This is a genomic window from Achromobacter sp. ACM04, assembly GCF_014851465.1.
GTDB classification, from domain to species: domain Bacteria; phylum Pseudomonadota; class Gammaproteobacteria; order Burkholderiales; family Burkholderiaceae_B; genus Achromobacter; species Achromobacter aegrifaciens.
Genome location: NZ_JACUZS010000003.1, coordinates 551,267 through 565,863, shown reverse-complemented (window position 1 = coordinate 565,863; position 14,597 = coordinate 551,267). Strand labels below are relative to the sequence as shown.

9 protein-coding genes are annotated in these 14,597 nt (G+C 67.4%); 3 read left to right on the top strand and 6 right to left on the bottom strand.

From position 1 onward, the window contains the following. Window positions 1–26: 26 nt before the first annotated feature. The 3 genes from IB259_RS18965 to axyZ all read right to left on the bottom strand — a co-directional run bounded on the left by IB259_RS18965 (window position 27) and on the right by axyZ (window position 3,350). Window positions 27–1,529, bottom strand: a complete 1,503-nt coding sequence (locus IB259_RS18965; protein ID WP_119449055.1) for an ABC transporter substrate-binding protein — start codon at window positions 1,527–1,529, stop codon at window positions 27–29. 210 nt (window positions 1,530–1,739) lie between these two features. Continuing rightward, a complete protein-coding gene (locus IB259_RS18960; RefSeq protein ID WP_054450464.1) occupies window positions 1,740–2,636 on the bottom strand; it encodes a LysR family transcriptional regulator in 897 nt (298 codons plus the stop codon). Window positions 2,637–2,711: 75 nt separating this feature from the next. Next, on the bottom strand, window positions 2,712–3,350 hold the full coding sequence (gene axyZ, locus IB259_RS18955; protein WP_119449053.1) for a multidrug efflux transcriptional repressor AxyZ: 639 nt from the start codon (window positions 3,348–3,350) through the stop codon (window positions 2,712–2,714). A 224-nt stretch (window positions 3,351–3,574) separates the two neighbouring features. Between axyZ and IB259_RS18950 the strand changes: the two genes are divergently transcribed. Genes IB259_RS18950 through oprZ form a run of 3 tightly spaced genes read left to right on the top strand, consistent with a single transcriptional unit; the run spans window position 3,575 to window position 9,309 of the window. Next, the gene (locus IB259_RS18950; RefSeq protein WP_192329906.1) at window positions 3,575–4,786 is read left to right on the top strand and encodes a MexX/AxyX family multidrug efflux RND transporter periplasmic adaptor subunit; all 1,212 of its coding nucleotides are present in this window, start codon (window positions 3,575–3,577) and stop codon (window positions 4,784–4,786) included. Between the two features lie 6 nt (window positions 4,787–4,792). Beyond that, a complete protein-coding gene (locus IB259_RS18945; protein ID WP_175159636.1) occupies window positions 4,793–7,930 on the top strand; it encodes a multidrug efflux RND transporter permease subunit in 3,138 nt (1,045 codons plus the stop codon). Then, entirely contained in the window at window positions 7,927–9,309 is a 1,383-nt protein-coding gene (gene oprZ / locus IB259_RS18940; RefSeq protein WP_054450454.1) for a multidrug efflux RND transporter outer membrane subunit OprZ, read from the top strand. Before IB259_RS18945 ends, oprZ begins: the two co-directional genes overlap by 4 nt. A 4-nt stretch (window positions 9,310–9,313) precedes the next feature. On the opposite strand, the gene IB259_RS18935 is transcribed toward oprZ, so the two are convergent. The 3 genes from IB259_RS18935 to IB259_RS18925 are packed head-to-tail and all read right to left on the bottom strand — an operon-like array spanning window position 9,314 to window position 14,589. Then, window positions 9,314–9,970 carry a metalloregulator ArsR/SmtB family transcription factor gene (locus IB259_RS18935; RefSeq protein ID WP_054450450.1) on the bottom strand — a complete coding sequence of 219 codons (657 nt, stop codon included), beginning with the start codon at window positions 9,968–9,970 and terminating at the stop codon, window positions 9,314–9,316. 53 nt (window positions 9,971–10,023) lie between these two features. After that, window positions 10,024–11,469, bottom strand: a complete 1,446-nt coding sequence (locus tag IB259_RS18930; RefSeq protein WP_192329904.1) for an efflux transporter outer membrane subunit — start codon at window positions 11,467–11,469, stop codon at window positions 10,024–10,026. A gap of 15 nt (window positions 11,470–11,484) precedes the next feature. Further along, window positions 11,485–14,589: a MexW/MexI family multidrug efflux RND transporter permease subunit gene (locus IB259_RS18925; protein WP_125473049.1), complete on the bottom strand. Its 3,105-nt coding sequence runs from the start codon at window positions 14,587–14,589 to the stop codon at window positions 11,485–11,487. Between the last annotated feature and the right edge of the window lie 8 nt (window positions 14,590–14,597).

Sequence of the window (14,597 nt, the reverse complement as noted above, 5' to 3'; positions counted from 1 at the left end):
GGCCGCGCCAACGGGTAGGGGGGAGCCTACTTTTTTGCCACAGTGACGCCCTTCAGGCGGATCAGGCCGTCGGGGTAAGGCACAAAGCCCTCCACCTTCTTCTGCACGCCAAAGGTCCACGGCAGGTAGAACAGATAGACGATCGGGCGCTGGTCCTGCATCGCCGTCAGCACCTGGTCATACATGGCGCGGCGCTTGGCGGTGTCCGATTCGGCGCGGGCATCGTTGAGCAGCTTGTCCACGGCGGCGTCGCAGAACTTGCCGTCGTTCAGGTTGCCCTTGCAGCTCAGGTACTGGTGGATGTTGCCGCTGGGATCGACGCGGCCCGACCAGCCGCTCTGCCCCACTTCGAAGTCGCCGCGCGCGAGCGAGGATTGCAGGGACGCGAACTCCACCGGACGCAGCGTGATGTCGAAGCCCGCTTCGGCGCCCATGGCCTGTACCAGCTCGAACACCTGTTGCATGGTGGTGTTGTTGCCAAAGGTGATCTCGAACTTGACGCGGTCATAGCCCGCTTCCTTCAACAGCGCCTGCGCCTTCTTGGGGTCGCGGCCCTTGTGCTCGAAGGCGGTGTTGTAGGCGAAGCTGGCCGGCGGGAACGGCTGATAGGCGGGCTGGAACATGCCTTCGCCGATCACCTGATTGAGCACATCGCGGTCGATCGCGAGGTCCAGCGCCTGACGCACGCGCTTGTCCTTGGCCAGGGGGTTGTTGGCGCGCGCGCCATTGGCCAGGTTCACCGAAATGGCCTGGAAGCCCAGGCCGGTCACCGGCGCCAGGGTCAGGTTCTTGTCGTCCTTCACCGCCTTGGCATCGCTGGGCGCCACGCGCTCGATGATGTCCAGGTCGCCGGCGCGCAGGTTGTTCAGGCGCACGGTGTTGTCGGGAATCGGGGTGTAGACCAGACGGTCGAAGTGATAGTTGGCGGCGTCCCAGTACTTGGGAAATTTCTCGAGCACGATGCGGTCGTTCTGCACGCGCTCCTTGAACTGGTAGGGGCCGGAGCACACCGGCTTGCCGCCAGGGTCCTTGTCGAAGCTGGCGGGAGACATCATCATCCCGGCGCGGTCGGACAGCTGCGACAGCAGCGAGGCATCGGGTTCGGACAGCGTCAGCACCACGGTGCTGGCGTCCGGGGCCTCGACGCTGGCGACGGTGGCCAACTCGCTCTTGCGGTTGCTGTCCGGCAAGGTGCGGGCGCGGTCCAGGTTGGCCTTGACGGCGGCGGCGTTCACCGGCGTGCCGTCATGGAAAACAGCGTCGGTGCGCAGCTTGAAGGTCAGGACCTTGTTGTCGGGGCTGAAGGTCCAGGATTGCGCCAGCTGCGGCACGATCTTCAGGTCCGGCGTGATCTCCACCAGCTTGTCGCAGAGGGAAGCGAAGACGATGCGGCCCACGAAGGTGCGCGCGCGCACCGGGTCCAGCACGTCGGGGTCGTCCTGCAAGCCGATACGCAGGGTGGATTGCGCTTGCGCCAATCCGCTGGCCAGCATTCCCGCCATGGCCATGGCGAGGCAAAGTTTACGCATGAAAGATCTCCGTCGGTTCAGGTCGGCCTGGTTCCCCACGCGGACGCGCCGCCCGGCATGAGGGAACAGACCCGAGCCGTGCTGCATCCGGGTCCATCCCCCGCTGCGCACGTTCTTGTTGGATTCTGCGCCAGGCGCGCGGCGATTGTATAGAGCGACGGCTGTCGTAAGCCTAAATGCGCGCCGGACGGCCGCCTTGCGGACGCACCCTCAGGGGATGCGGCAAGGGGCAGCGAAGTCCACGGCGGCCTGGACCTCGGCGCGCAGCTTGGCGACCAGCGGCCGGGCATCATCGCGGCGGTACTGGAATGCATAAGGCATGGCCGCCAGCGGCGTATCGCCTTCCAGCACGCGCAGGCTGCCCTCGGCCTGCAAGGCGCGGGCCCAGTGGCTGGGCAGCAGGCCGACCCCGGTGCCTTCTATCAGAAGGCCGACCACCGCCCCCCAGTTGTTGCAGCAGAGGCGTTCGCCGCCGGCATCGCGGCCCGCCAGCCAGTCGTCGATGATGCGCGTGGTGCCGGCCCCCGCCGGCAGCGTGACCAGCGGCAGGCGGGCAAGCAGCTCCGGCGTCATGCGCGTGGCGCCGTCCAGCAGCGCCGGCGCGGCGACCCAGGAAAAGTCGGCCTGGCCTATGGCCGTGGAAGCGATATTGGGCCGAGAGGAACGGCCGGCGATCACGGCAAAGTCCAGTTCGCCGTCGGCCACGCGCTGCTCCAGCACCTGGCCGATGTCCACATAGGGTTCCAGCACCAGGTCCGGATAGGCGGCGCGCACGCCCCGGATCAGCCGCGGCAGCCAGGTGAGCGCGGTCAGCTCGCCCACGCCGAAGCGGCAGCGACCGCTGAGCCCCGCGCTTTGCGCCAGCGACGCCCGTATCTGCTCCGCCGAGGCCAGCAGGTCGCGCGCCTGCGGCAGCAGGCGCTGGCCGGCGTCGGTCAGCACCGCCTTGTGGCCGCTGCGATCGAACAAGGACTGGCCCAGGCCTTCCTCGAGCTCGGTGATGCGCTTGGACAACGACGATACCGACAGATGCAGGCGCTCGGCCGCCACGGCGAAACTTGCGCAGGTGGCGGCCCAGTAGAAGGCTTCGAGTTGCTTAAGGGTCATGCGCGGATTGTAGGGGCGTCCGGCATGGGGATGCTCACTTCAGGAGCATCCCGTTGAAAAGCGCCCGCCGCGGAATCAGGCGGCTTTCGGCGTCAGCAGGTGCGCGGAAAACCGGAGGGTATCGATGGCGGCGCGGAGCATGCGCTCGACGCGCGGCCACATGTCGCCCTTGAGGCGATCGGACCAGCAGATGCTGTCAAACACCCCGTCGACCAGGGCGTGCAGATAAAGATTGGACAGGCGCACGTCCAGCGCGCGGGGCAGGTCCTCGCGCTTGACCGCGGCGCGCAACAGTTTCTCCGAGGTGCGCAGGGCGTGGCGCTCCCACAAGTCACGGCGGCGCAGCAGCGGCGCGTTCTCGTCGCTGCGTTCGCATTTGAGGTACAGGATTTCCAGCACGCGCTGCACCGAGCCTTCCTGCGCGTAGATCTGGATGTATTGCCGCATGGAGGTGTAGAGCGATTCCAGCGCCTCGCCGTCGGTCGAGACATGAGTCAGGGGAGCAGCCTCGCCCAGCGCGCGGTCGCACATGGCGATGCAGACGTCGATCTTGTTTTTGTAATGGCCGTAGACGGCGCCCCGGGACACCCCTGCGTGGTCGGCGATGTCGCTCATGGTGGTGGCGGCCACCCCCTTGGACAGGAACACGTGCTCCGCGGCATCCAGGATGCGGTCGCGGGTGCGTTGGGACTCTTCTTTCGTCTTGCGGGCCATGCGGGGGACCTCCTTCTTAAAAAACCGGCTGCAAAAAAACGGCGGCTTCAAAACAAGAAGCCGCCTCTTTCGTCACTGTGAATAAGTGTGAAGCGGGGAGCATACTTCCGAACAAAATAATTAATCAAGCGTGACGGATTAAATGATAGACTCGCTTCCCCACGCGGGAAAGTCGGCGCCTTTCCCCACCTCAGCCCTCTGCGGGCCCATCAGAAATTTTAAAAATGAAGCAAAGAGTCTCTCTACGCACGCTCGCCCTTTCTTCCGTACTAATTCTTATTACCGGTTGCTCGAAACCGGAAGCCCAACAAGCCACCGAGGCTCCCGCCGAAGTCGGCGTCATCGTTGCCCAAGCCACGCCCACCAGCGTCGCGACCGAATTGCCGGGCCGGCTGGAGCCCTACCGCGAAGCCGAAGTGCGCGCGCGCGTGGCCGGCATCGTCACCGCGCGCCTGTACGAAGAAGGCCAGGATGTGACGCGCGGCGCCGCCCTGTTCCAGATCGATCCCGCGCCGTTGCAGGCCGCCTACGATTCGGAAGCCGCGAACCTGGCGCGCGCGCAGGCCAATCTTTCCGCCGCCGCCGACAAGCTGCGCCGCTACGCTGACCTGGTGTCGGACCGCGCCATCAGCGAACGCGACCACGCCGAAAGCGTGGCGCAGGAACGCCAAGCGCGGGCCGAGGTCGCCCTGGCCCGCGCCAACCTGCAGAGCGCCAAGCTGAAGCTGGATTACGCGCGCGTCACTTCGCCCATCGACGGCCGGGCGCGGCGCGCGCTGGTGACCGAAGGCGCACTGGTGGGCGAAGGCCAGGCCACGCCGCTGACGGTGGTGCAGCAGATCGATCCCATCTACGTGAACTTCGCCCAGCCGGCGGCCGAGGTGATGCAGTTGCAGAAGCAGATCCGCGCGGGCGCCCTGGAAGGCGTGGCGCCGGACCAGGTGCGGGTGCGGCTGCTGCTCCCCGACGGCTCGGAGTACGGGCGCGGCGGCACGCTGTCGTTCGCCGATCTGGCGGTGGATCCCGGCACGGACAACGTCACCATGCGGGCGCTGTTCGAGAACCCGGGCCGCGATCTGCTGCCGGGCATGTATGTGCGGGTGCGGCTGGAGCAGGCGATCAACCGCGACACCTATCTGGTGCCGCGCAACGCCCTGCTGCGCAATGCCGAAGGCGCGCACGTGCTGGCCGCGGGTGCAGACGGAGAGCTGAAGAAGATCGCCGTCACCGCAGAGCGGCTGCAGGGTCCGAACTGGATCGTCACGCAGGGATTGGCAGGCGGCGAACGCATCGTCGTCGAGAACGCCGCGCATATGGCGGCGGGACAGAAAATCAAACCGGTGGAGCGGGCCGCGCCCAGTGCGCAGGCCCCCGCCGCCGGCAACCCGGAGGCCGGCGTCCAGGCTAGGACGTCCGCGTCGGGCCAAAAAGGATAAACCGCAATGGCGCGTTTTTTTATCGATCGCCCCGTCTTCGCCTGGGTGATCTCGCTGCTGATCGTGCTGGTCGGCATCCTGTCGATCCGTGCGCTGCCGGTGGCGCAATATCCGGACATCGCTCCGCCCGTGGTCAACGTCGGCGCCAGCTACCCCGGCGCCTCGGCCAAGGTGGTCGAAGAGGCCGTCACCGCCATCATCGAACGCGAGATGAACGGCGCGCCGGGACTGATGTACACCTCGTCCAGCAGCGACTCGACGGGCTGGGCCAGCATCAACCTGACTTTCAAGCAAGGCACCAACCCGGACCTGGCGGCCGTGGAAGTGCAGAACCGCCTGAAGGCGGTGGAGCCGCGCCTGCCGGAATCGGTGCGCCGCGACGGCGTGCGCGTGGAGAAGGCGGCCGACAACATCCAGCTGGTGGTGTCGCTGAAGTCGGATGGCGGGCTGGATGACATCCAGCTGGGCGAACTGGCAGCCTCCAACGTGCTGCAGGCGTTGCGCCGCGTGGAAGGCGTGGGCAAGGTGCAGTCGTTCGGCGCGGAAGCCGCCATGCGCATCTGGCCGGATCCGGCCAAGCTGACGGCCATGTCCCTGACCCCGGGCGACATCGTCTCGGCCCTGCGCAGCCACAACGCCCGCGTCACCATCGGCGAGCTGGGCAACCAGGCCGTGCCCAAGGACGCCCCGCTGAACGCCAGCATCGTCGCGGGCGAGTCCCTGCGCACGCCCGAGCAATTCGGCAACATTCCGCTGCGCGCGCAGCCGGACGGTGCCACTTTGCGCCTGAAGGATGTGGCGCGGGTCGAGTTGGGCGGCACCGACTACATGTACCTGTCGCGCGTGAACGGCATGACCGGCACAGGCCTGGGCATCAAGCTGGCGCCGGGTTCGAACGCGGTCGAAACCACCAAGCGCATCCGCGCGACCATGCAGGAGCTGGCCCAGTATTTCCCGCCGGGCGTGACCTGGGACATTCCGTACGAGACATCCACCTTCGTCGAAATCTCGATCAAGAAGGTGCTGATGACCCTGCTGGAAGCCGTAGCCCTGGTGTTCTGCGTGATGTACCTGTTCATGCAGAACTTCCGAGCCACGCTGATTCCGACGCTGGTCGTGCCGGTGGCGCTGCTGGGCACGCTGGGCGTGATGCTGGGGCTGGGCTATTCCATCAACGTGCTGACGATGTTCGGCATGGTGCTGGCCATCGGCATCCTGGTCGACGACGCCATCGTGGTGGTGGAAAACGTCGAGCGCATCATGGCCGAGGAAGGCTTGTCGCCGCGCGAGGCCACGGTCAAGGCCATGGGCCAGATCAGCGGCGCCATCGTGGGCATCACGGTGGTGCTGGTGTCGGTGTTCGTGCCGATGGCCTTCTTTGACGGCGCGGTGGGCAACATCTACCGCCAGTTCGCCGTGACGCTGGCCGTGTCGATTGCCTTCTCGGCCTTCCTGGCGCTGTCGCTGACGCCGGCGCTGTGCGCCAGCATGCTCAAGCCGATCGCCGCCGGCCACCACGAGAAGCGCGGCTTCTTCGGCTGGTTCAACCGGGCCTTCGCGCGCCTGACGGCGCGCTACACCGCCCGGGTGTCGGGCGTGCTGGCCCGTCCGGTGCGCTTCGGCCTGGCCTACCTGGCGGTGATCGCCGCGGTGGCGCTGCTGTTCGCCCGGCTGCCCTCTTCCTTCCTGCCGGACGAAGACCAGGGCAGCTTCATGGCCATGGTCATCCTGCCCCAGGGCTCGCCGCAAGCCGAAACCATGGCGATGGTGAAAGAGGTCGAGCGCTACATGATGGAGCATGAGCCCGTCGAATATGTGTATTCGGTCAACGGCTTCAGCAACTACGGCAGCGGACCGAACTCGGCCATGTTCTTCGTCACGCTAAAGGACTGGAAGCAGCGCGGCGGCGCCGACCTGCACGTGAACGCGGTGGTGGAACGCATCAACGCCGCCTTCGCCGACCGCAAGAACGTCATGGTGCATGCGCTGAACTCCCCGCCGCTGCCGGACCTGGGCTCCACCTCGGGCTTCGACTTCCGCCTGCAGGACCGGGGCGGCCTGGGCTACGAGGCCCTGGAGCAGGCGCGCCAGCAATTGCTGGCAGCGGCGGCCAAGCATCCCGCGCTGACGGAGGTTGTCTTCGCCGGCCAGGAAGAAGCGCCGCAGCTGGAGCTGCGCGTCGACCGCGACAAGGCGCAGGCCATGGGCGTGCCACTGGACGAGATCAACACCGCCCTGGCGGTAATGTACGGTTCGGACTATATCGGCGACTTCATGCTCAATGGCCAGGTGCGGCGCGTGACCGTGCAGGCCGACGGCAAGAGCCGTGTCGACATGGAAGACGTGTCGCGCCTGCATGTACGCAACCTGCAGGGCCAGATGGTGCCGCTGTCGGCCTTCGCCACCCTGAAATGGTCGATGGGACCGCCGCAGCTCAACCGCTACAACGGCTTCCCGTCGTTCACCATCAACGGCTCGGCCGCGCCCGGGCACAGCAGCGGCGAGGCCATGCGCGCCATGGAGGCGCTGGCGGCCGAACTGCCGCGCGGCATCGGCTTCGACTGGTCGGGGCAGTCCTACGAGGAACGGCTGTCCGGCAACCAAGCGCCCGTGCTGTTCGCGCTGTCGGTGCTGGTCGTGTTCCTGGCCCTGGCCGCGCTGTATGAAAGCTGGTCAATACCGCTGGCGGTGATCCTGGTGGTGCCGCTGGGCGTGATCGGCGCGGTGCTGGGCGTGACGCTGCGCGGCATGCCCAACGACATCTACTTCAAGGTCGGCCTCATCGCCACCATCGGGCTGTCGGCCAAGAACGCGATCCTGATCGTGGAAGTGGCCAAGGACCTGGTGCGCGACGGCCAGGGCATCGTGTCCGCCACGCTGGAGGCCGCCAGGCTGCGGCTGCGGCCCATCGTGATGACCTCGCTGGCCTTCGGCGTGGGCGTGCTGCCCCTGGCGCTGGCCACCGGCGCGGCCTCGGGCGCCCAGGCCGCGATCGGCACGGGCGTGCTGGGCGGCATCGTCACGGCGACGGTGCTGGCCATCTTCCTGGTGCCGCTCTTCTTTTTGATCGTGGGCCGCGCGCTGGGCATGCGCGTGCGTCCCTCGCGTCCGCAAGGCCGCGAAACGCTGGAGACCACGCCATGAAGGCTATGGCAATGACCCTGCTTGCGCTGGCCCTGGCCGGCTGCTCGCTGGCCCCCACCTATGAGCGACCGGCAGCGCCGGTCCCCCAGGCCTATGACACGGTCGCCGCGGACGGACTGGCGGCGATGCCGCAGGACTGGCGCGATTACTTCAACGACCCGGCGCTGCAGGCCTGGATCGCCGCCGCGCTCGAGAACAACCGCAACCTGCGGGTGGCGGCGCTGCGCATCCAGGAAGCGCGGGCGCTGTACGGCGTACAGCAGGCCGACCGCCTGCCGTCCATCGACGGCACGGGCGAGTTCAGCCGCGGACGCGGCGCGGAGCCCGGCCAGCCGCGCATGCCGGTGGCCGACCGCTACCGCGCCGCCGTCGGCATCGCCGCGTTCGAACTGGATTTCTTCGGCCGCGTGAAGAGCCTGAGCGACGCGGCGCTGTCGCGCTACCTGGCCAGCGAGGAAGCGCACCGCGCTGCCACGCTGTCGCTGGTGTCGGAGACGGCCACGGCCTACTTCAACCAGCGCTCGCTGGCCGAACAGCTGCGCCTGACCGAAAGCACGCTGGCGCTACGCGAGGCCTCGCTCAAACTGACCCAGCGCCGTTACGACGCCGGGCTGGAAACGGCCGTGGGGCTGCGTACCGCGCAGATGCTGGTGGAATCCTCGCGCGCCACGCATGCCGAACTGAGCCGGGAATACCGGCAGTCGGTGCACACCCTGGGCCTGCTGGCGGGCGACTTTTCGCTGCCGCCCGACACCGATGCCGTCACGCTGGAAAGCCAGAGCCTGACACCGCTGGCCGCGGGCCTGCCTTCGACCCTGCTGGTCCGTCGCCCGGACTTGCGCCAGGCCGAGGACACGCTGCGGGCCGCCAACGCCGACATCGGCGCCGCGCGCGCGGCGTTCTTCCCGTCGGTGCAGCTGACGACCGACATCGGCACCACGGCGGGCAGCTTCTCGGACCTGTTCGGTTCGGGCACGGGCACCTGGACCTTCGCGCCCAAGCTGACGCTGCCCATCTTCAACGCCGGACGCAACAGCGCCAACCTGTCGCTGGCGGAAGCGCGCAAGGACATCGCGGTGGCCCAGTACGAGGGCAGCATCCAGCAGGCCTTCCGCGAAGTGGCCGACGCGCTGTCCGCGCGCGACACGCTGCGCGCCCAGATCGACGCCCAGCGCAAGGTCCGCGACGCCGACCGCGACCGCCAGCGGCTGACCGAAAGGCGCTACGAACGCGGCGTGGCGAGCTACCTGGAAATGCTGGAAGCGCAGCGCAGCCTGTTCGAATCCGAACAGGAGTTCATCCGGCTGCAGCAGCGCCGGCTGGTCAATGCGGTGGAGTTGTACAAGGCGCTGGGCGGCTGGGAGCAGCCCCGCTCATGACTGGTCAGCCAGCCTTGTCGATGCGGTAGGCGCAGCGGCGCGCGCCCGCGAGGATGTGTTCTTCGCGGCGCACCCGGACTTCTGCTCCTAGCACCTTGTGGAAGAGTTCCAGCTCGCTGCGGCAAAAGCCCATACAGGCTTTGGCCGCGGAGCAGATCGGGCAGTGGTTCTCGATGAACAGGAAGTCCGCGCCATCCTTGCGCAGCTCGGCCATGTAGCCTTCGGCAGAGCGGACTTCCACCAGCCGCTCCAGCCTTTCCTTCAGGCTGCGGGCGCCCTGCATGGCCTGGCGGTAGCTGCTGAGCATGGCGGCTTCGCGCGCCTGGATCAGCTTTTCGATGCCCTCTTCGCCAAACACCTGGCGCACCGCGCCCAGCATCTGCACCGTCATTTCGGCATGCGTGTCCGGGAAGCGCCCGTTTCCGGCATCGGTGAGGAACCAGATCTGCGTGGGCCGGCCCCGGCCCGCGCTGTGGCTTTCGGAATCCACCAGTCCTTCCGCATGCAGGCGCGTCATCTGCTGACGCACGGCCTCGGCCGTCACGTCCAGGGCCTTGGCAATGACGGCGACGGATTGCGGGCCCCGCGTCTTCAGGGTCATGAGCACGCGATCGGCGGGCTGATGCTCCCAGACCACGGGATGGGACGGACTGTCAGACATGGATGTGCATACTCCGGTTGTTTGCCTATGGTGCCATGAACCTGGCCTGCCGGTCAGCCGGAAGCGGCCGGCGGATCCATCGAGGGCGCCTCCCATCCGCCCCCCAAGGCTTTGTAAAGCGCGATCAGGCGGGTATAGGACTCGGTTTCGGCCACGGCCACGGCGTCCTGGGCGCGCAAAAGCGTACGCTGCGCGTCCAGCACCGTCAAATACGGCGTATTGCCCTCACGGTAGCGCAGCTGCGCCAGTTCCGCCGCCCTGCCGCTATGCACGGCCGCCTGCGCCAGGCTGCCCAGGCGCTGCTGGGTCTGGCCGTACTCCGTCAGCGCCGATTCCAGTTCCTCGACCGCGCGCAGCACGGTCAGCTCGTAGCTGGCGACGGCGCCGTCCGCGCGCGCCACCGCGCCACGCTTGCGCGCCAGCGCCGTGGGCAGATGGAAGGCAGGCCAGTTGGCCGTGGCCGCCACGCTGAACGCGCGGCTGGCCGATGAGCCGAAATCCGCGCCGCGCAGGGCGACGAAACCCAGGAACCCGCCCAGGTCGATGCGCGGATAGAGCTCCGCAGTCGCCACGCCCACGTCGGCGTTGGCCGCAGCCATGCCGCGTTCGGCCGCCAGCACGTCCGGGCGGCGCGACAGCAAGGCGCTCACGTCGCCGATCGGCAGGCGGGTATCCAGGGGCGCCAGCGCCTTGCCCGCATCGAGCTCGCCCAGCTCCACCGGCCGCAGGCCCGCCAACACCGCGATCCGGTACTGCGCCAGCCGTCGGGCCGCGATCTGCAACGGCACGCTGGCCTGCACGGTCTCCAGTTCGGCGCGGGCGCTGGCCAGGTCGCCTTCGTCGCCGCGGCCGGCCGACACCATGGCCTGGATCACGCGCAGGCTGTCGCGCTGGCTTTCCAGGTTGGCGCGCGCCACGGCCAGGCGCTGTTCCGCGCCGCGCAGCTCGAAGTAATTGCGCGCCACTTCGGCGGCCACGACGATGCGGGTCTGGGCCAGGTCCGCGGCCTGCGCCTCGCTGCGCGCGGCCGCGCCCTCGGCCGCCCGGCGCAGCCGGCCGAACAGGTCCAGCTCCCAGGTGGCGTCAAAGCCCGCCCGGTAGCTCTCGGCCAGATTGCGCTGGCCCGCGACGCCGGCATTGGCCTGCGACAGGCTGCGTTCATAGCCGCCGCCCAGCGTGACCGCCGGCAACTGGTCCAGTTCCTTCTCGTCCAGCACCGCGCGCGACTCGGCCAGGCGCGCCTGCGCCATGCGGATATCCAGATTGCGCGACAGCGCCAGATCGATCAGCCGGTCCAGCTGGGGGTCCTGCAATTGCTTCCACCAGTCGCGCTGCAATTGATCGGTTGAGAACAGGGCCTGTTCAGGGCTGGCCAACGCCACCGGAGCAGCCTGGGGTTTCTGGTAGTCGGGTCCGACGGCGCAGCCGGCCGTGGCCAGCGCGGCCAGCAGCACGGCCGCGCCGCGGCGCATGCGTATGGAAAGTTGTGAGTGCTTCATGATGGTTTCCTTCGGCTAGGCGGAGGCGCCGGGTGCCGCGGCGTCCTCGGCCTGGGCCAGCGCCAGTTCCCGGGCGCGCGGCGTGTCGTGCGCTGCGCGGTGGTCGCGGGCGAATACGGTGTAGACGGTGGGCAGCACGAACAACGTAAACAGCGTGCCCACCAGCAGGCCCACCACGATGACCAGGCCCAGGCTGTAGCGGCTGTGCGCGCCCGCGCCGCTGGCGAACAGCAACGGGATCAAGCCCATGACCATGGCGGCGGTCGTCATCAGGATGGGACGCAGCCGGATGCGGGCGGCCTGCTCCATCGCGGTGCGCCGGTCCAGCCCGTGGCTGACCTGCATTTCATTGGCGAACTCCACCATCAGGATGCCGTGCTTGCTGATCAGGCCGATCAGCGTCACCAGCCCGATCTGGGTATAGATGTTGACGGTAGCCATGCCCAGCGCCAGCGGTATCAGCGCGCCGCAGATCGACATGGGCACGCTCACCAGGATGATGAAGGGGTCGCGCAGGCTCTCGTATTGCGCCGCCAGCACCAGGTAGATCACGATGATGGCGAAGATGAAGGTGATCATCAGCGCCGAGCCTTCCTGGCTGTACTGGCGCGCATCCGACTGCCAGTCGTAGCTGAAGCCTGCAGGCAGGAACTGGGCTTGCCGGGTCAGGAACTGCACCGCATCGCCCATGGTCACGCCCGGCATCGGGATGGCCTGGAAGGTGGCCGCGTTGAGCTGGTTGAACTGCGTCAGCTTGTTGGGCTCCACCCCCATGGACACGGTCACAAGGTTGGACAGCGGCACCTGCGCGCCGCTGGCGCTCTTGACGTAGTAGCGCGCCAGCGACTCCGGCGAAATACGCTGTTCGCGCAGGCTCTGCGGAATAACGTCGTAGGAACGGCCGTCCATGCCGAAGCGGTTCACGTAGTTCTCGCCCACCAGCACGGCCAGCGTGTCGCCGATGGCCTTCATGGTGACACCCAGGCTGTTGGCCTTGGCGCGGTCCACCTTCAGTTGCACCACCGGATTGTTGTAGTCCAGGTCGCTGTCGACCACCATGAACAAGCCGCTTTCACGCGCCGCCTTCTTCAGGCCCTCCATGGCCTCATAGACCACCGGATAGTCGGACGCGCTCATGATGACCATCTGTACCGGCAGCCCGCCGGTGGAGCCCGGCAGGGACGGCAGCTGGAAGGCGAAGATATTGCTGCCCTCGACCTGGTTCACCATGGCCTGCATGTCGGCCTGGATCTGGTCGGCCGAACGCTCGCGCTTTTCCCAAGGCACGAAGTCCACGCCGCCGATGCTGTTGGAGACGCCGTCGGAACCGTTGATCAGCCAGCGCCCCTGCTGTTCCGGCAGGGTCTTCATGACGTCGTCCCACTTGCGGCCGAATTTCTCCACGTAGTCGATATTGGCGTGCTGCGGCGACTTGATCGCGGTCAGCACTGTCGACTGGTCTTCGACCGGCGCCAGCTCGCGCTGCGCGGCGTTGTAGAGGAACGGCAGGCTCGCCAGTACCGCCACGGCAATCAGCCCGGTCACCCATCGGTGATGCAGCGAGACGTCCAGCACGCGGCCATAGGCATCGCCCAGGCGTCCGAAGAAATGCTCGGCGCGGCGCGCCATCCAGCCCTCGGAGACCCGGCTGTTGAGCAGGAACGAGCTCATCACGGGCGACAAGGTCAGCGCAATGACGCCCGACACGACCACGGATCCGGCCAGGGTGAAGGCGAACTCCTTGAAGAGCGAACCAGTAAGCCCGCCCATCAGGCCGATCGGCGCGTAGACCGCGGCCAGCGTGATGGTCATCGCGATCACAGGCCCCGCCACTTCGCGCGCGCCGATGAGGGCCGCGCGCACAGGCGACTTGCCCTCTTCGATGTGGCGGTGCACGTTTTCCACGACCACGATGGCGTCGTCCACCACCAGGCCGATAGCCAGCACCATGGCCAGCAAGGTCAGCAGGTTCACGCTGAAGCCGAACAGCGCCATGATGGCAGCCCCGCCCAGCATGGACAGGGGAATGGTCAGCACCGGAATCAGCACGGCGCGCAAGGAACCCAGGCACAGGAAGATCACCACCACCACGATGGCGATGGCCTCGATCAGCGTATGCACCACGCCATCGATGGAAGCGCTGATGAAGCGGGCCAGCTCGAACGGCACCTGTACGCTGGTGCCGGGCGGCAGGTTCTGCTTGATGTTGGGCAGCAACTCGTTCAGGCGTTTGACGATCACCAGCGGATTGCCCACCGGCGTGGCGTTAAGGCCGAAGTACACCGCCGGCTCGCCGTCCATCAGACCGCTGGAATCGGTAGATGCCGCGCCCAGTTCCACCGTGGCCACGTCGCCCAGGCGCACGATCGCGTCGCCCTCGCGCTTGACCACCATGTCGCGGAATTCCGCGACGTTGACCAGGTCCGTGTTGACCTGGATGTTGGACACCACGTACAGGCCCTTGGCCTGCCCCGGCGCCGCCTGCACGTTGTTGTCGCGCAGCGCGTCGGCCAGTTCGCCCGCGGAAATGCCGCGCGCCGCCATCCGGTTCGGGTCCAGCCACACCCTCATGGCCAGTTTTTGCCCGCCGTAGAGTTCCACGCTGGCCACGCCGTCGATGGACGAGAGCTGCGGCTGCACCACGCGCGACAGATAATCCGTCAGGGACGCCAGCGACAAGGTGCTGCTGGAAAAGCCGACATAGGCCACGGCGGTCGCCTCGCCGGCGGACTTGACCAGCACGGGGTCGTAGACGTCCTGCGGCAGGCGGTACTTGACCTCGTTGACCTTGGCCATCACCTCCGTCATGGCCTTGTTGGAGTCGGCGTTCAGCTTCATCCGTACCGTGATCACGCTGCGGCCCTGCGTGGAGGAAGACGACAGGTAGTCGATGCCTTCCACCGTGGCCACGGACTGCGCGATGGGCTGGGTGACGAAGCCTTGCATGAGGTCGGGCGAAGCGCCCGGATACTGGGTGGTGATGGTGATGGTGGTACTTTCGGTCAGCGGATACTGCCGCACCGGCAGGCCGCTCAGGGCCTTGATGCCCAGCAGCAGGATCAGCGTGCTGACCACCAGCGCCAGCACTGGCCGGCGCACGAAGAGATCGGTGAATTTCATGTTCTGCT